This is a genomic window from Psychrobacter sp. UBA2769, assembly GCF_002352555.1.
In the GTDB taxonomy this organism is placed as follows: domain Bacteria; phylum Pseudomonadota; class Gammaproteobacteria; order Pseudomonadales; family Moraxellaceae; genus Psychrobacter; species Psychrobacter maritimus.
Genome location: NZ_DEIR01000015.1, coordinates 73199 through 91248, shown reverse-complemented (window position 1 = coordinate 91248; position 18050 = coordinate 73199). Strand labels below are relative to the sequence as shown.

15 protein-coding genes and 1 tRNA gene are annotated in these 18050 nt (G+C 44.7%); 10 read left to right on the top strand and 6 right to left on the bottom strand.

Annotated features, from left to right (window positions below):
- Positions 1-40: 40 nt before the first annotated feature.
- The gene (locus B3Q63_RS07220; protein WP_296175285.1) at positions 41-259 is read left to right on the top strand and encodes a hypothetical protein; all 219 of its coding nucleotides are present in this window, start codon (positions 41-43) and stop codon (positions 257-259) included.
- Between the two features lie 105 nt (positions 260-364).
- Here B3Q63_RS07220 and B3Q63_RS07215 read toward each other — a convergent pair whose 3' ends face one another.
- Positions 365-2002: a cryptochrome/photolyase family protein gene (locus B3Q63_RS07215; RefSeq protein WP_296175283.1), complete on the bottom strand. Its 1638-nt coding sequence runs from the start codon at positions 2000-2002 to the stop codon at positions 365-367.
- A gap of 236 nt (positions 2003-2238) precedes the next feature.
- Between B3Q63_RS07215 and B3Q63_RS07210 the strand changes: the two genes are divergently transcribed.
- The 7 genes from B3Q63_RS07210 (at position 2239) to B3Q63_RS07180 (ending at position 10637) form a co-directional block, all read left to right on the top strand.
- Positions 2239-2910, top strand: coding sequence for a phosphoribosylanthranilate isomerase (locus tag B3Q63_RS07210; RefSeq protein ID WP_296175280.1), 672 nt, complete (start codon positions 2239-2241; stop codon positions 2908-2910).
- A 137-nt stretch (positions 2911-3047) separates the two neighbouring features.
- The gene (gene trpB / locus B3Q63_RS07205; protein WP_296175277.1) at positions 3048-4322 is read left to right on the top strand and encodes a tryptophan synthase subunit beta; all 1275 of its coding nucleotides are present in this window, start codon (positions 3048-3050) and stop codon (positions 4320-4322) included.
- A 113-nt stretch (positions 4323-4435) separates the two neighbouring features.
- On the top strand, positions 4436-5260 hold the full coding sequence (gene trpA / locus B3Q63_RS07200) for a tryptophan synthase subunit alpha (RefSeq protein WP_296175275.1): 825 nt from the start codon (positions 4436-4438) through the stop codon (positions 5258-5260).
- Positions 5261-5581: 321 nt separating this feature from the next.
- Entirely contained in the window at positions 5582-6535 is a 954-nt protein-coding gene (accD, locus tag B3Q63_RS07195) for an acetyl-CoA carboxylase, carboxyltransferase subunit beta (protein WP_271134361.1), read from the top strand.
- A gap of 310 nt (positions 6536-6845) precedes the next feature.
- The gene (gene folC / locus B3Q63_RS07190) at positions 6846-8234 is read left to right on the top strand and encodes a bifunctional tetrahydrofolate synthase/dihydrofolate synthase (RefSeq protein WP_296175273.1); all 1389 of its coding nucleotides are present in this window, start codon (positions 6846-6848) and stop codon (positions 8232-8234) included.
- Between the two features lie 336 nt (positions 8235-8570).
- Complete coding sequence (locus tag B3Q63_RS07185; protein ID WP_296175271.1) at positions 8571-9779, top strand: SPOR and LysM peptidoglycan-binding domain-containing protein; 1209 nt, start codon at positions 8571-8573, stop codon at positions 9777-9779.
- A 327-nt stretch (positions 9780-10106) separates the two neighbouring features.
- The gene (locus B3Q63_RS07180) at positions 10107-10637 is read left to right on the top strand and encodes a DUF2726 domain-containing protein (RefSeq protein WP_296175269.1); all 531 of its coding nucleotides are present in this window, start codon (positions 10107-10109) and stop codon (positions 10635-10637) included.
- A gap of 53 nt (positions 10638-10690) precedes the next feature.
- Here the strand turns inward: B3Q63_RS07180 and B3Q63_RS07175 are convergent, their stop codons facing one another.
- Complete coding sequence (locus tag B3Q63_RS07175) at positions 10691-11647, bottom strand: DUF1853 family protein (protein ID WP_296175267.1); 957 nt, start codon at positions 11645-11647, stop codon at positions 10691-10693.
- Positions 11648-11788: 141 nt separating this feature from the next.
- Here B3Q63_RS07175 and B3Q63_RS07170 point away from each other — a divergent pair, with 141 nt between their 5' ends.
- Positions 11789-12091: a monooxygenase gene (locus B3Q63_RS07170; RefSeq protein WP_201562684.1), complete on the top strand. Its 303-nt coding sequence runs from the start codon at positions 11789-11791 to the stop codon at positions 12089-12091.
- An 80-nt stretch (positions 12092-12171) separates the two neighbouring features.
- Here B3Q63_RS07170 and B3Q63_RS07165 read toward each other — a convergent pair.
- The 4 genes from B3Q63_RS07165 to gatC form a co-directional block, all read right to left on the bottom strand.
- Positions 12172-12248 (bottom strand) — tRNA-Pro (locus tag B3Q63_RS07165).
- 114 nt (positions 12249-12362) lie between these two features.
- Entirely contained in the window at positions 12363-13889 is a 1527-nt protein-coding gene (gene gatB, locus B3Q63_RS07160) for an Asp-tRNA(Asn)/Glu-tRNA(Gln) amidotransferase subunit GatB (protein WP_296175265.1), read from the bottom strand.
- Positions 13889-15391 (bottom strand): Asp-tRNA(Asn)/Glu-tRNA(Gln) amidotransferase subunit GatA, encoded by a 1503-nt coding sequence (gatA, locus tag B3Q63_RS07155; RefSeq protein WP_296175264.1) that lies wholly within the window; start codon positions 15389-15391, stop codon positions 13889-13891. Before gatA ends, gatB begins: the two co-directional genes overlap by 1 nt.
- Positions 15392-15460: 69 nt before the next feature.
- On the bottom strand, positions 15461-15775 hold the full coding sequence (gatC, locus tag B3Q63_RS07150; protein WP_183621128.1) for an Asp-tRNA(Asn)/Glu-tRNA(Gln) amidotransferase subunit GatC: 315 nt from the start codon (positions 15773-15775) through the stop codon (positions 15461-15463).
- Positions 15776-16724: 949 nt separating this feature from the next.
- Between gatC and B3Q63_RS07145 the strand changes: the two genes are divergently transcribed.
- A complete protein-coding gene (locus B3Q63_RS07145) occupies positions 16725-17762 on the top strand; it encodes a rod shape-determining protein (RefSeq protein ID WP_296175389.1) in 1038 nt (345 codons plus the stop codon).
- The last annotated feature ends 288 nt before the right edge of the window (positions 17763-18050 follow it).

The following is an 18050-nucleotide window of genomic DNA, read 5'->3' as shown; positions in this document are numbered from 1 at the left end:
AAATAGGCCTATATCTCATATAATGTAAGAGGTGGCATCTATGACAACTTCTAATAATCAGCCGTCTGCCCATGAGAAGCGCAAATTAACCAAACATCCTAAAGCAAAAGGGTCGCTATCGTTTGCGACTTGGGTACTGTTAATCCTCAGTTTTACCTTATTCGCTTATGCCATTTACACCATTAAGACGCGGATATTAGAGTCAGATACTGGTAGGGCGAGTGCGCCACAAAGTAGTTTGGTGCAAATAGACAGCTAAGGCTTTTAAAATCATGACTGTTTTTTTAACTCATAACTGAGTTTTAGTTCATGGCTATTTTTAGTGCATAACTGTTTTTAAATTTAGAGCTGTTTACACTCAGTCTTATCTTTTAAATTCTGCAATCGCTAATTGCCGAGCAGCTTTGTGTTCAACTATTGGTATTGGATAGTTAATATTAGCAAACTTACTACCCTTAGCCAGTTCTTTACGCATTTTATCCTCGCTATGCAAAATGCTGGCAGGAACATCTTTTAATTCCGGTAGCCAAGTCTTGATAAATTCGCCGTCAGTATCATGAGTTTTGGCTTGGCTAAAAGGGTTCATAATACGGAAGTAGGGCGCAGCATCCGTACCTGTTGACGCGCTCCACTGCCAGCCGCCGTTATTTGAAGCAAAGTCACCGTCTATCAGCTGCTGCATAAAGTAGCGCTCACCTAAGCGCCAATCAATCAGTAAGTCCTTGGTCAAAAACATCGCGGTGACCATCCGTAAGCGATTGTGCATAAAGCCAGTGGCATTTAAACAACGCATTGCGGCATCAACTAAGGGCACGCCAGTCTTGCCTGTATACCACGCCTCAAAATCATCCTCGTTATATGACCAATGAATCTTACTATCTGTCTCTTCTTTATAAGCCTTATGGCGGATGAGCGTTGGCTTATCAACGATTACATGACGATAAAAATCTCGCCAAGCAAGCTCGCTTATCCAGCGATTAATGTCATTGTTGTCAGAGTTCTTAAGGGCGTTGCCATCATCACTGTGCAATTCTTCCTGCGCTTTCGTGGTTTGTAAATAGCAAAGTCTGGGACTGATTGAGCCAATAGTCAGGTAAGCTGATAATTGACTAGTCGCGTGCAAGCTTGGCACATCGCGGCTGATATCATAGTTATCGATATCTTCGGCGATAAATTCCTCTAAACGCTGGCAAGCAGCAGCTTCACCAGCGGGGTAAGCTGCACGAGCGTAATCAAGCTGTGCGTCCATATCAATATGCTTTAATGAATCAATACCTTCTGAACAGCCATCTTGTAATGTCTTTTGATAGTCATCAACAGTTCCTTTACTTAATTTTTCGATATCTTTGATAGTCGTGGCGCTAGCTTTCGAGATTTTTAGCTTGGCGTTGTTGTTGTTATTTATGGCTGCTGCTTCATGCATTTGCATGGTGCTAACATCTAAGGTATGCCGCCATTTTTTATAAAATGGCGTGAATACCTTGTACATGCTATCGCCATCATTGGTGGTAATGCTGTGCGGCGGTAAGATACATTGGTCATGCCAGCGAATAAATTCGATATCGTTTTTTGCCAGTTGTTTGGTGAGTTGTTCATCACGCTCAATCTCATTGCCTTCGTACTCATGATTTGCCATCACACAGCTGATGTTATTGGCCTCACATAATGTGCTTAGCGCCTCGACACAATCAGAAAAGCTTGGACAAGCCTGTACGTTCAATGTGATATTCAATTGTTTATGCAAAGATGTTGCTAAGATTGGCAAGGTGCGGGCGATGTGGTCGAGCTGTGTGAGTGACATATCGTGCGCTTGCCACTGTTCAGGCGTAAGGAAAAACATAGCACTGACTTGCGCCTTGTCTGCGTTCGCCCGCTCACAAAGTGCCGCCAACGCTGTATTGTCATGCAGCCGCAAATCACGACGAAACCACATTAAGTAATGCGGCATACTGACATTCGTATTATCATGGTTTTCGCCATTGGCTGACGCCGTGTTAGACATTCAATTATTCCTATTTTAATCAATCGCAATCATAAACAAAACTACGAATAAAAGTATGCTAGGATAAGTTTTTGGATGCAATTGATTTGCTATGCGCTTAACAAATCAGCATCATTCCTTATGATGAGCATTTGGCGTAATATCGCTGTTGGTGGGATTTATAGAAGCTTTTATTTTTAGCCTATTATTTACTGCCTTTACCGAAATTTTAGCAAGCTTATAAAAAAGGGCATATAATGCACGTTAAGTTTTGCGGCTTTACCCAGCTTAGTGACGTCAATACCGCTGTGCAGTTGGGTGTTGATGCGGTCGGCTTGATATTTTATCCCCTCAGTCCGCGTGCGGTGACGCTAGCGCAGGCGCAGATATTAAGCGCTGCCTTGCCTGCTTTTGTCAGTGTCGTGGCATTAGTGGTCAATATGCCTGAAGATGAGCTGATTGAACTGGCAAATAATGTCCCTTTTGATATCATTCAATTCCACGGTGATGAAACGCCTGAACAGTGCCAGTATCTGGCAAATGCCGTCAATAAACGCTGGATGAAAGCGCTGCGTATCAATGCGGAGCAAGATACTGTGGAAAATGTAAGCGCACGGATTGATAGTTTTGCCGCCGCAGGAGCGAGCAGTATTTTGCTTGATGCTTATCATCAGTATAAATATGGCGGTACGGGCGCGCGCTTTGATTGGAGCCTGATTCCAGATAATAGCTCACTGCCGATTGTCTTAGCGGGTGGACTGGATGCCGACAATGTCGCTGCGACTCTTGATTTGCCTATTTATGGCGTCGATGTTAGCGGCGGAATTGAGGCTGATAAAGGTAAAAAAGACGCTGCTAAAATGCGTGCCTTTATGAAAGCAGTCAAGCGTGACCGATGGCAAAACGAGACGGTCACTGACGCTCTCTAAGATAACTGCTATATTTGTGCTATCTACTCTTATTTAAGCGTTATTCCGACTTCCTGATTAAATCTAATTTTTCTTTATCCTAATATTTATACGACCAATCCTTATACTAAAAAATACCACTTATCGTAGGAATTATCATGAGTCATGCCACGAACAAAGTACCATCTGCTACTGCACAATCTATCAACACCTTTACCAATCCAACAGACGTACAAGACTTTAACCAATACCCTGACGCACGCGGACATTTCGGCGTTCACGGTGGTCGTTTTGTCTCTGAAACCCTGATGGCGGCATTAGAAGAGTTAGAAGCGCTATATACTAAAGTAAAAGCCGACCCTGCGTTTTGGGAAGAATATCATAATGACTTGGTCAATTATGTTGGTCGCCCAACCCCGCTTTATCATGCCAAGCGCTTGAGTGATGAGATTGGTGGCGCGCAAATTTACTTTAAGCGTGAAGACTTAAATCATACTGGCGCGCATAAGGTGAACAACACCATTGGGCAGGCACTGCTTGCCAAGATGTGTGGTAAGAAGCGTATTATCGCTGAGACCGGTGCAGGTCAACATGGCGTTGCGACGGCGACGATAGCTGCTCGCTTAGGGTTAGAGTGTATCGTTTATATGGGCGCGGACGATGTTGAGCGCCAAAAAATGAACGTCTATCGTATGCGTTTGCTCGGTGCAACGGTTGTGCCAGTGACTTCTGGTTCACGTACCCTAAAAGATGCGATGAATGAAGCCATGCGTGATTGGGTAACCAATGTGGATAGCACGTATTATATTATCGGTACGGTTGCCGGCCCGCATCCTTATCCGCTACTGGTGCGTGATTTCCAAGCGATTATCGGTAAAGAAGCGCGTATCCAACATTTAGAAAAAACGGGCAAATTACCAGATGCCTTGGTCGCTTGTGTTGGCGGTGGCTCGAATGCTATTGGTCTATTTTTTGATTTCCTAAACGATACTGAAGTCAAAATGTATGGCGTTGAAGCGACAGGTGACGGCATAGAAACCGGTCGCCATTCCGCGCCATTGGCTGCTGGCCGTATCGGCGTGCTACATGGCAACCGTACTTATCTGATGGCAGACGATGAGGGTCAAATTCAAGAAACGCATTCTATCTCAGCGGGACTTGATTATCCTGGCGTTGGTCCTGAGCATAGCTTCTTAAAAGATATGAAACGTGTTGAGTATGTGGGCTGTACGGATAAAGAGTCATTGGCAGCCTTTCATGAAGCGACACGTAAAGAAGGTATTATCCCTGCGCTCGAATCTGCCCATGCGGTTGCCTATGCGCTTAAGCTGGCTAAAACCATGACCCCTGAGCAAACCATTATCGTTAATATGTCAGGTCGCGGTGATAAAGATTTGCATTCGGTAATGAAGGCGGAAGGGATTGAGTTGTAGTCGCGTATTTTATTGCGCACTATAAATCCGCTTTTATAAAATAAATTGATTGGCTCTCTCATTAAATCGTAGAGGGTCAATATAGCCAGTTTGAATTAATTGTAGAGAACACTATGACCCGAATTGAAAGCACCTTTGAAACCCTAAAAGCTCAAAATAAAAAAGCCCTTATTCCTTACGTGATGGCGGGCGATCCTAATCCGAGTAACTTTGTTGGCTTACTACATGACTTAGTCAAGCACGGCGCAGATATGATTGAAGTGGGCTTACCGTTTTCTGACCCAATGGCCGATGGCCCAACCGTTGCATTGGCTGGCGAGCGCGCCTTAGCAGCAGGAACGAGTACGCGTGATGCACTAAAAATGGTTGCTGAGTTCCGCAAGCAAGACACGCAGACGCCAATTATCCTCATGGGCTATCTCAATCCCGTTGAAATCATCGGTTATGACAACTTTGTCGCTTTATGCGAGCAGTCAGGCGTAGATGGTATTTTGATGGTTGATTTGCCACCAAGCGAGGCGGGCAGCTTTACTCAGCATTTAACTGAACATGCGATGAATGAGATTTTCTTATTATCGCCGACCACTTTGCCTGAGCGCCGTGAGCAAGTACTGACCCATTGCGGTGGTTATATTTATTATGTGTCGCTTAAGGGCGTGACTGGCTCGGCGACGCTAGATACCGATGATGTTGCGACCCAAGTGCAAGCGATTAAAGCGGAGACCGATTTGCCAGTATGCGTGGGCTTTGGGATTCGTGATGCAGCATCAGCGAAAGCAATTGGTAAGCATGCCGACGGTATCATTGTGGGTAGTGCGTTGGTACAAAACTTTGCTGATATCGATGCTAAAGATGCCTCTGCGGTTGCGGCAGCTCAGCAAAAAATCATGGCAAAAATGGACGAGCTACGCGGCGCACTCGATAGTTTAACGGTCTAATATTATATCGAACGTATTGGCATCAACGTGTGTATGGCTCAGCAACGTCATTATCTTACTATTTATAAGAGGGGCGATAGCTGTTTTTATATCAAGGATTATCGTAACTTTTATAACAATGTTTATAAAGACACGGTTAAATGACTTTGCTAAAGTTAGTTTACGTGTGTAAACTAACATCACATATAAATTGTTACAGTTGCGCATAAGCGTGCTTTATAACTGCTCATGTTATAAGGATATGTGACTTTTAAATTGATTCTTATAAACGGACTTCTTAGGGACAAGTAACTAAGCCAACTTGTCGATAAGCCTTTGATAATGGCGAATAATATGACTGATACCATAACACCAGATACTATAAATAATAATGCTGCGAATAACGGCGCTGCGCCAAATAATACCGCAGGGCAATCGTGGTTTAATCGCCCAATACCGGGTATTAAGCAGCAACTGACCGCACCTTTGACGGCGGTAGAGACCGAACCGTCAACCAAGTGCAGCAGCTGTCATTCGATGATTACCAATACGGCGCTGATTTTTAATTGCTATGTCTGCCCGCATTGTGACCATCATTTACCGATGAGTGCTCGTGAGCGCTTAAACTGGCTGCTCGACCAAGTAGAGGGTGAGCTAGGACAGCAGTTCACTGCCAAAGATCCATTAAGCTTTGTGGATAGTAAGCCGTATCCGCAGCGCATGACCGAAGCACAGGACAAGACCGGTGAGTCCGAAGCGCTAATTGTGATGTACGGTAAATTGCGCAATCTTGATATCGTTACTTGTGCCTTTGACTTCCGCTTTATGGGCGGCTCTATGGGCTCGGTGGTCGGCGACCGTTTTGTAGAGGCCGCTGAAAAAGCCCTTAAAGATAAAGTTCCCTTAGTCTGCTTTGCTGCTTCTGGCGGTGCGCGCATGCAAGAAGGTTTGCTATCATTAATGCAAATGGCTCGTACTGCGGCGGCGATTGAACGCTTAAGAATTGCTGGCGTGCCATATATCGTGGTATTGACCAATCCTGTTTATGGCGGGGTGACGGCATCGCTTGCTATGTTAGGTGATATCCATTTAGCAGAACCAAAAGCCATGATTGGCTTTGCAGGCAAGCGCGTGATTGAACAAACGGTTCGTGAGACGCTAGAAGAGCCGTTCCAGCGTGCTGAGTTCTTATTAGAGCATGGCGTGGTCGATGAAGTGGTACATCGTCATCAATTGATTGATACGATTTATCGTTTGCTTGCAAAGCTATGCCGCGTACCGAATGTTGCTGCTTAATACGCTTAACTGCTTAGCAAATAAGAACGTTAGAAATAGCGTTCTGCTAGAATAAATTTTCCTCGCTTGCTGTGCGCTTCGCATTCCAGAGGCTTTGCAAAATTTAACCCAGCAGCACTGTATCCTTTTTAAACTGTATACTTTTTAAATTAAATCGACTAAGTAAAAATTACGAATAGCATTTATCGTTAATAACGGTAAATGCTATTTTTGCTTTTTGGTCAGGTAGTTATATACTGTCTCTATTTTCTTAATGAATATCTTTTAAATAACTAGTTCCTAACCGACTATTTCAATATAGGTTCCGCTCATGTCTGACTCTTCACTTTCTACCTCTAACACTCCTACTGAGCACTCGAGTTTGACCGAATGGCTTGATTATATGCAGCAGATTCATGTCTCGGCGATAGATATGGGGTTGTCGCGAGTATTGCCGGTTGCTGAGGCATTAGGCGTGGTACAGTCAGCCAAAGACGATGCTTATGTATTTACCGTGGCGGGTACCAACGGTAAAGGCTCAACGACTGCGGTCATCGCACAAATGTGCCAAGCGACAGGGTATAAAACGGCGCTGTATCAATCACCGCATCTGAGCGTATTTAACGAGCGCGTGCGTATCAATGGCGAGATGGTCAGTGATGAGACGTTAATTGATGCCTTTAGCAAGGTAGAGGCGGCGCGGTTGCGGTGCGCTTTAACCTTGTCATTTTTTGAGATGACAACGCTTGCAGCATTATTAATCTTTGCCGAAGCAGACTGCGATGTCTGGGTGTTAGAAGTTGGGCTCGGCGGTCGCCTTGATGTGGTCAATATTATTGACCCTGATATGGCAGTGATTACCAATATCGCTATCGATCACGTCGATTGGCTAGGGGATAATGTCGAAGATATTGGCCGTGAAAAAGCAGGTATTTTACGTGATGGCATTACCTTGGTTTATGGCGCTACTGCGATGCCAGCTAGTGTACAGCAAGCGATTGATACGCATCAGGCAACTTGTTATCAAGCTGGGCAAGACTTTGATTATCGTGAAGTGGATACCGACGTTTGGCAATACAGTAATGCCGCTGTCACCATGCAACTACCACGTCCAGCACTGTCATTGACCAATACCGCCAATGCCTTATCAGCGGTGTTGGCAAGCCCATTAAATATTGATAAAAAGGCTATCGAACAGGCATTGCAGACGGTCAAGCTCGCTGGTCGTTTTGATTATTGTGAGACGCATAACCGTCATTGGTTATTTGATGTAGCGCATAACGAGCAAGGCGTTGAGTTTTTATTGGCGCAATTATTACCGCTTTGGCAGCAGCATTTAGCCACGCAAAATAGTGCTGATGCTCTCAATCAAAGCAGCAATCAAGCCAACCGTAAACCTGCCAGCATTAAAATGCTGTTTTCTATGTTGGGCGATAAGGATATCAATAAAGTCGTACAGCGTTTGACCGAAGCGGGCTTGCCTATTAGCGATTGGTTTATCGCTGAGATTGATTATCCACGGGCGGCGAGCACTGAGCAGCTGCAAAGTATCTTAGCAAGCTATGTCGATAGTGCGCAAATACATGAGTTTAAACGTTTATCAGAAGCCACCGATGCCGTTATAAATGACAGTCAAGCGCAAGACTTAATCGTGGTATGTGGCTCGTTCCATACGATTGGTGAGGCGCTAGCGGCACTTGCGGTTGATAATTTAAGTTAAAATCGTATTTATATCATGTTAATCTTAGCAGTAGCATGATGGCAGACAGTATGAAAAATATGCTTTATAATCAAATTGATTTAGCATCCTGCTATACAATGCTATGAGAGAGATGCTCGGCATAACCTTTATAAATGGATGGACGTAACCGGTGGCAATGGCAACTATTTAACTATCAAGGCTGTTTATCAAAGCGATTTAAACTATTTAAGTATATTTTTAAGACGACCGTTTTTGAAATAACAGTTTTTGAGACGACAGCTTTGAAATAACAGTTTTTGAAACGATAGTTGCGCCGCTCAATCAACCTTATTACCAACTAAGAGACGTAAACGGATGAACTTTTCGAGACAAGCCTTATTGGGCATTGGGATGATTATAGGCGGTAGCGTGATGCTATACGCCATGGTGCAACAAATTGGTGATAGCAATAAACCCCAACCAGCGTCAGCGATGATAGATAAGCCAAGCCCCGCACAAGAGTCTCCGCAGCCATTGACGACTGATATCGAGACTGAAAAGCGCATCTTGGCACAAAAACAAAAAGAGCGCGCTGCTCGTGTTGCAGAACAAGAAAAGCGTGCTCAGCAGTTCTTAACCGAACAAGAAGCGGCTGAAGCACAAGCATTGGCAAAAGCCCGTGCGGAAAGTCAGCAGTATATGGCCAGTAGCGCACCAGCTGCTGAAGAAAGTAAAGAGTCAGAGGCTGCAAAAAACAACCTTGCCACGCCAACGGTAAAGCCTCGTATGGATAGCAGTAATAGCACTACTGCTTCAGCTGAAAATGATGCAAACGCTCGCGAGCAGCAAAAAGCTGCCCAAGCGCAACAAGAAGCGCAGCGCCAAGCCGCCCTTAAAGAACAAACGGCTGCTAAGAAATTAGCAGATAGTAAAAAGGAAGCTGAGGCAAAAAAGCAGGCTGATGCTAAGAAACAAGCGCAAGCTGCCGCTGAGAAAAAGCGAGAGGCAGCAGAAGCAGCTAAAAATGAGCCACCAAAGTCGCCTTCTGATTACCAAGTAAAAAAAGGTGACGGGCTGATTAAACTGGCGCGGCAATACAATATGCCCGTAGAAGTCTTGGCACAAGCGAATAATCTATCACCTTCGACATCACTACAACTGGGTCAAAGTATTACCATACCATCGCGCAAGCAGGTGGAGCGCTTAGCGCGTGAAGCAGCGGCAGCTGAGCAGGCGCGTGAAGACAAGCGTCAAAAAGAAGAAGCGCTAGCCAAGAAGTCGGCCGATGCCAAGCGTGAAGCGCAACAGAAACTTAGTGAGGCGCGCAAAGAAGTGAAAGAAACCGATGCTAAAGGTAGCTTTGGCGTGCAAGTGGCACTGGCAAATGACCAAGCCAAAGCGGATGAGTTGGCAAAGAAATTCCAATCTGCCGGCTATCAAGTTAAGACCAGTGCTACTAGTCGCGGTGTACGCGTTATCGTTGGTCCTGAGCGCGGCAAAGTTGCGGCATTGGCCTTAAAAGATAAGATTAATAGCGACCCCAAAGTTAATACGACAAGTGCTTGGGTCTTATACTGGCGCTAAAATAGCGTTTATAGTGCTGCAAATCGATGCTAGTTATTGCTAAATAAACCGCACAATTTTAATTAGGCTGGTTTATATTTTTATCGCTGTAGCTAATTTTATTCAAACACGACATCTATTGTCGTGTTTTTTGTTTTATCGTTTGCCGATTGGTGCAAGCTTGGTTACGATGAGCGCCGTTCTTTCCTATTTCTTTCTGTCCCTCTCTGTACTGTATAACCTGTCAGCCTACAAAGGCTGCCCTGTCGCGGTTGGCCATGTGTCGTCATCTTTTTAGTGACATCAGCACACGTAGCTGACGGCTTTCATTATGTATAAGGTAAAACCATGTCATTTGGCGTTATATTTTTAATATTGGCGGTTGGATTTGTAGGGTTGATCACCCTGCCAAAACTGTTCTCTCCTAAGCAAGTTAATGAACCTGAACCGCCGCCTGTGCGCGGTGATGAGCTGGCTATTTGGCCCTTTGCGCCGATGCCCATTATGACGGACACGGAAGTGATATTTTTTAATAAGTTAAAAAATGCTTTGCCAGAATATCATATTTTTGTCCAAGTTCAGCTGTCACGTATCATCGAAGCCAATAGCAGTGAAACCTCAGAACGCAGTTTTTGGTTTAATCGTATTTGTCGTCAAAGCGTTGACTATGTCATCGTTGATGTCGATGCACAGACTACTTTGCTCGCCATTGAGCTTGATGATTGGACGCATAGCAGTAAAGCGCGGCAAAAGGCCGATGATAAAAAGGATAAAGCGCTTGCCAGTGCGGGTATTGCTATCGTGCGCTTTCACGCCGAGCGTATGCCAAGTGCTGATATGCTGAGATATGAGCTGATGCAGGTGATTGAGAGTTATTGAAAGGCATAGATAAGTGTTAATAGGTATTAAACCAAAATATAAGCTAGGCAAAATCAATCATCTACACCATCACGCAGCCGAGGATAAATGACAATCGGTCTATCACCTTCAAAGTAGAGCCCTGTTTTTAAGATAGCATTTTCAGAATTGATAAGTGGTAGCTGACGACCATCGTAGAAGTCGCGCTTGCTAAACCATTCGATATAATGGGCGGCGCGCAATACGCTGATATCAAACCTCGCAAGACTAGCGCTATCAGTGGTATCGCACCATTCGTGCATGGGGAAGCTGGGTGTTAGCCAGTGAGGATAGACGAAATGAGCGATGTTCATTGGCAAAAAGAATCGCCCTTTTATGACACCATAACGCTTATCAATCTTAACTTGTCCATGCTTCTCAGTATCCACCCAAATGCTACAAAACTGCTTGGTTTGCATATGGGTCATTTTGCGCTGTAGATTGTCGTTGGAGTTGATCCCAACCCAATTAATCGGCGCAAAAGGTGCGGCACCCATAAAAAACTTAATCGCCAACTCCCAATGTTCAGTGAGCTTTTCCTCATGATTATATAAAATCAAATCCAGCTCACCAATCGTCTGTTTGCCATTGTATAACTGCACGTTATTAGCAAGCGTCTCATACGGATGCAATTTGCGCGCAAAGCCATCTTCTAGCCAAAATGATAATAAGCCTTCAAAGTGAAAACCTAAGCGATTAGGGCTCGGACATTTTAATAAATAGCGGGTCAGCGCCTGATAGTCATTGGTGGTATCCAACTCCTTTAAACGCTGCTGATAAGCTTCAAACTGCTGTTGCCAAAAGCTTGCGCTATGTACGAAGATAGCATGGGTGTTTTGGTACGGTGCTACATCTAGCCACTTCGTCAAGACGTTAGGGCAGGCAAGCACATACGCCAAATCGCGCACATAAGGTCGCTGGTATGCTTCCCAAGGCGCATAATTGGCATGAGTTGCGAGAGTTGTAGGGCGTGGCACGCTAAGCTCAGACATAGGTCAAATCAGAATAAATATAAAGTATTTACCCTAGCGGCTCAATTGCTAAAAGTCTATAGGCAATCGTAATATGTTAAGATTGTCGTCATCTGGCAGCATATCTTTTGCCAATTATTCAATAATAATGAGGGTTAAAAAATGAAATATCTTTTGCAAGTCGACTTTCCTTATAGCGGACCTTTTGGCAGTGCGTTTTTTGACGCCATGAAAGAGCTGGCCGAAGACATTGCAACCGAGAACGGTCTGGTCTATAAGCTATGGACAGAAAATGAAGAGACGCAAGAAGCGGGTGGCATTTATGTATTTGATAATCTGAACGATGCCAACAGATATTTAGAAAAGCATACCCAAAGGCTGACCTCATTTGGTTTTAAAGACATTAAATCTAAAGTGTTTGTTATCAATGAAGCGCTAAGTACGATTACTAAAGCATCTTTGTAATACTTAATGGAGAATAGTTAAGTATAAAAAAAGCCAATCATTGATATCAATGATTGGCTTTTCTCTTTAACTACTATGTTTGGTCGGAACGGCAGGATTTGAACCTGCGACCACTACACCCCCAGTGTAGTGCGCTACCAGACTGCGCTACGCCCCGAATGACTGACTATTTTACGCAAAATTATGCATATTGCAAGGGCTATTTATTTTAGCCAAAATCTACAGTCGCATTTTACTTATCATAGTCAGCACAACCAATGAGCAGTTAACCTTAACCCAATAGCTCTTTTAGGATTTGGTTTACTTGTTGTGGATTGGCACTACCACGGCTGGCTTTCATCACTTGACCAACCAGACCGTTAAAGGCTTTTTCTTTACCGCCGCGATACTCATCGACCATCGCTTGGTTTTTCGCGATAACTTCTTCAACGATGGCTTTGATAGCGCCGGTATCAGTTTCTTGCTTAAGCCCTTTTTCTTCGATGATTTTATCTGCGGCGTCATCAGCGTCGCCGCCTTCACGCTCATAGAGAGCACTAAAGACTTTCTTAGCCAATTTGCCAGATAAGGTATCGTCTTTAATACGTGCCAGCATACCAGCCAATTGCTTGGCACTGATAGGCGAGTCGATGATGTCTTTATCATCTTTATTGAGCGCACCGAGCAGATCGCCCATGACCCAGTTAGCCGCCATTTTGGCATCTTGTTGTCCAACCTCAGCGACGACATCTTCGAAATAATCGGCTAGCGGACGGCTACCAGTCAAGATACGAGCGTCATATTCTGATAGACCAAGTGCCTCTTCAAAACGTGCACGACGGGCAACAGGCAATTCAGGCATCGCTGCACGAATGCTATCAACGGTATGCTGCTCGATACGGACAGGCAGCAAGTCAGGGTCAGGGAAGTAGCGATAGTCGTTGGCGTCTTCTTTGGTACGCATGGTACGAGTTTCATCGCGCTCTGGATCGTACAGCATCGTGGCTTGGATGACTTTACCGCCGTCCTCAATGATATCGATTTGGCGCTCGATTTCACGGTTGATAGCGCGCTCGATAAAGCGGAACGAGTTAAGGTTTTTCAGCTCAGTACGTGTGCCAAGCTCGCTACCAGGCTTGCGCACAGAGACGTTACAGTCGCAGCGGAATGAGCCTTCTGCCATGATGGCATCTGAGATACCAAGCCATGTGACCAGCTGGTGAATGGCTTTGATATAAGCAAGGGCTTCATGGGCTGAGCGCATATCAGGCTCAGAGACAATTTCGATTAATGGCGTACCAGCGCGGTTCAAATCCACGCCCGTCATGCCATCGACAGCATCATGCACCGATTTTCCAGCATCTTCTTCTAAATGGGCGCGGGTGATACCCATACGTTTAGGGTATTCGTTTTTATCGCCTTCATTGACCACGACATCAATATAACCCTTGCCAACGATAGGATTGGCCATTTGGGTAATTTGATAGCCTTTTGGTAAATCAGGGTAGAAGTAGTTTTTACGGTCAAACGTATTAAATAAACCCAGCTCAGCATTGACGCCAATGCCGAATTTTAAGGCGCGATCGACGACGCCACTGTTTAATACGGGCAAGACACCCGGCAGACCTAAATCGACGATACTGGCTTGGGTGTTTGGCTCATGACCAAAGTCAGTCGGCGCGCTGGAAAATATCTTACTTTCGGTATTGAGCTGGCAGTGAATCTCAATCCCGATGACCACTTCATAGCCATCGACGAACAGCTCTTTGCGGACGATTTCTTGGTGAGCGGCATTATCAGTAGTAGTTGCTGTGTTCATTATACCGTCTCCTTCGCGATGGTAGAGTGTTGTAAATGGTGGTCGGTATGCTGCTGGAATAGGTGCGCGGTAGAGAGCAACTTGCTTTCTTGCCAATACTGACCAATCAATTGCAAACCAATTGGCAAACCGTTTGACGTTAAGCCAACAGGCTGACTAAGTGCAGGTAAACCGGCTAAGTTGACACCGATGGTATATACGTCACCCAAATACATCGTCGCAGGGTCAAGGTCTTCACCAAGCTTATAAGCAGCGGTTGGCGCGGTTGGACTGGCGATGACATCACAGTTAGCAAAAGCGTCTTCGAAGTCTTTGACAATGAGTCGACGTACTTTTTGAGCCTTGGTGTAATAAGCATCAAAGTAACCAGCAGATAGCGCGTAAGTACCGGTCAAAATACGACGTTGTACTTCAGGGCCAAAGCCTTCTGAGCGTGAGCGCGTGTATAAGTCGAGAAGGTCGGTTGGGTTTTCACAGCGATAACCAAAACGCACGCCATCAAAACGTGACAGGTTCGATGAGGCTTCCGCTGGTGCGAGCATATAATAAGTCGCAAGGGTAATCTCAGGGTCAGTAATATTGACCTCTACAATCGTTGCACCAAGCGCTTCATATTGCTTTAGCGCTGCACGTACCGCTTGTTCGACTTCCGTATCTAGTCCGCTCGTAAAGTACTCTTTTGCCACGCCAATACGTAAGCCTTCTAATGGCTTCGCGTTATCACCAGCGGCAGTGACCGCAGTATTCAAATCTTGGACATAATCTGGCATATCATGTTTGATAGAAGTGGCATCGCGTGGATCATGACCAATCATCGGTTGTAGCAGATACGCACAGTCCATGGCACTACGACCCATGCTACCTGCTTGGTCAAGACTTGAGGCGTAGGCAATCATACCGAAGCGCGAGATACGACCATAAGTTGGCTTGATACCGGTTAAACCACAAAATGACGCTGGCTGACGAATAGAACCACCCGTGTCACTAGCGGTAGCAACGGGCACAAAGCCTGCGGCGACGGCGGCAGCACTACCACCTGATGAGCCACCGGGGACGTGATTTAGATTCCAAGGATTGTGTACCGCACCATAATGCGAGCTCTCATTATCCGAGCCCATCGCAAACTCATCCATATTGAGCTTACCAAGGCTAATCATGCCCGCTTTATCAATATTGGTGACAATGGTTGCATCATAAGGTGAAATGAAGTTATGTAGCATTTTTGAACCACAAGTCGTCAATACGCCTTGGGTACAAAAAATGTCTTTATGTGCCATTGGTACGCCAAGCAGTGGACGCTTGTCGCCTTGGGCACGCATCTCGTCGGCCGCTTGTGCTTGTGCGCGCGCGGTTTCAGAGGTATGAGTGATGAAACTGTTAATCTTGCTGTCGAGCGCGTCGATGCGCTTTATATAATGTTCAGTTAATTCCGCGCTGCTAAATTGTTTGTCTTGCAAGCCCGTAATAAGCTGCTGGGTACTTAAGAGGTGAAGTTCAGACATAAGGTGTCGTCCGTCAAAATGTGAGTAGCAGTAAATAGGATAAAATAAAGGCAAAAACTATTAGAATAATTATTCAATCACTTGTGGCACAAGGTATAGACCCGCTTCAACAGCAGGGGCCATTGATTGATTGCGCTCGCGATTGATATCGTGTTTAGCGACGTCTGCGCGCAAATCTTGGCAAACTTCATGAATGTTTGACAAAGGTTTGATATCGGTGGTGTCTACATTACCAAGCGTTTGCATCAGCTTTAGTACTTTGGTGATATCGTCGGCGTAGCTGCTGGCGGTGTCTTCATCAACACCTAAGCGCGCAAGGCGGGCAACTTCTAAGATTTCTTGACGGCTGACAGTATTTTCAGTCGCTGGGGTTGGCTGTGACATAATTTCTCCAGTTAAGGACAGTTTTTATTAGAGTAGGGTATGACTAAAATGGGTCAGTATTAAGAGAGATAATCGTTAAAAAATACTAAAACAGGTTAAAAAATATTAAAACACAGGCTCTATCTGTATGTTTTATAGAGAGTGTCCTTATTATAAAGCATCTCAGCCAAGATTACAGAGCAGGGCTTTGATTGCTGCATTATTATCTATGCTTTATTGGTCTTTATGCTTCATTCATTTTTATGTTTTGCGCGTTGGCTTTATGAGTCGCTGCTGTTATTAAGCCTTGCGGTTACTAAGCGCGCAACTGTCTTTATTAATATAGTCAATCTTAAATGAAACAAGTACAAGTATTATAACGCGCTACTGGTATTCATTCTCCTTGCTTGCTGTGCCTATGCAGACAGAGGCTGCGCAAAATGAATATCAGTAGCTCTGTGTTCATTTTATAGCGCATCGCCTATAGGCTGACTTTAGAAAACAGCCCTATTTGCAAAATTGACCGGATAGTTATGGATTGATTATCAATTACTCACTATTTGGTTATGAAATACGTTACAGTATGCACCCACTGCTAAGCAAATTAATAAGCAAAACACTCAGCAGAAATGTCACATGGCTGTAGCGCCTTGTTAGTTATTGAATTAAATGATGTTTCATATAATGGAGTGGTATTGTCCGCCATTTCAAACTTTGTAACAAATTTTAGCGCTTAAGAGCAAAATCCTAGCGTACTGATGCAAATATCTGTGTTTTTTTTGAGCTAAATCGGTATAATTTAGCTCAGTTTTTGCATTTCATCATTATGGCTTCGGTTTGACTTGTTGCGATGATAAACTCTCGCCACAGGTCATGTCTAACGACGACCTGCTCAACACTGACGAGTAAACCCTCAGTCAATTTCGTTCGCCTCATTCGCCTCATTCGCCTCATTTGTAAGACGCTGGATATATTAGTCATGAACCTGTTTGGATTTTTATCAAATAATATCGCAATCGACCTCGGTACTGCGAACACCCTTATTTTTATTCCTGGTAAAGGCGTGGTGCTCGACGAGCCTACGGTGGTCGCGCTACGAAGTAATCGTACCCAGAACCCTACCGTTGCTGCCGTTGGTATTGATGCCAAGCAAATGCTAGGTCGTACGCCTGCCAATATTACGGCGATTCGCCCGTTAAAAGACGGCGTGATTGCGGATTTTGAAGTGACGCAAAAAATGCTCAAGCATTTTATCACTAAGGTAAGAGCCAAGCGTTTTATGGCACAGCCTAACGTGGTGGTTTGTGTTCCTTGCAAATCGACCCTTGTTGAACGTAAAGCGATTCGCGAAGCGGTCTCATCAGCAGGCGCAAGCAAAGTATTGTTGCTAGAAGAGCCTATGGCGGCAGCAATTGGTGCTGGCATGCCGGTTCATGAAGCCAGTGGTTCGATGGTCGTTGATATCGGTGGGGGTACCACTGAGATTGCCGTTATCGCCTTGTCAGGTTGCGTCTATGCGGAGTCGATTCGTATCGGTGGCGATATGTTTGATGAAGCGATTATCACTCATGTACGCCGTACCCACGGTTGCGTGATTGGTGAAACCACCGCTGAGCGTATCAAACAAGAAGTTGGCTCAGCATTAAATGAAGACAGCCAGCTAGAAGTTGAAGTTCGCGGTCGTAGTATGGCAGAAGGCGTACCAAAAACCTTTATGGTCAATTCAGAAGAGGTGCAAAAAGCTCTTAGCGATCCATTAAGTGGTATCGTCAGCGCAGTAAAAACCGCACTTGAGCAAACACCACCTGAGCTGTCATCAGATATCGCAGAACGCGGTATTGTCTTAACGGGCGGCGGTGCGTTATTAAGAGGTTTAGATAAGCTGATTTCAAAAGAAACCGGTCTACCTGTCACTGTTGCTGAAGACCCATTAACTTGCGTCAGCCGTGGCGGTGGTATTTCGCTTGATTTTATCAATAACAAAAGTCTTAATATGATTTTTGTCTAAATCGGTAATGCTTATATAGGTGGTATTGTGCATATAGTTGGTAATGTTTATTTCGTATTGCCTATATAGTTAGTAATCAGGCATGGCTATATTTACTCTATTTGATGAACGCTAGCATGACATTGCGTGGGCGCTTTATCATAAAAACCGTTTTTTCTTATTCGTTTTATTCTATTAAAGGTAGCCAATCAGGTTGCCTTTAATAACATTAATCCATGATAAAACCCATGCCAAAATTAAATAGCAGCACGATATTACTTGCTTGGTCGTTTTGGTCATTGGTTTTTA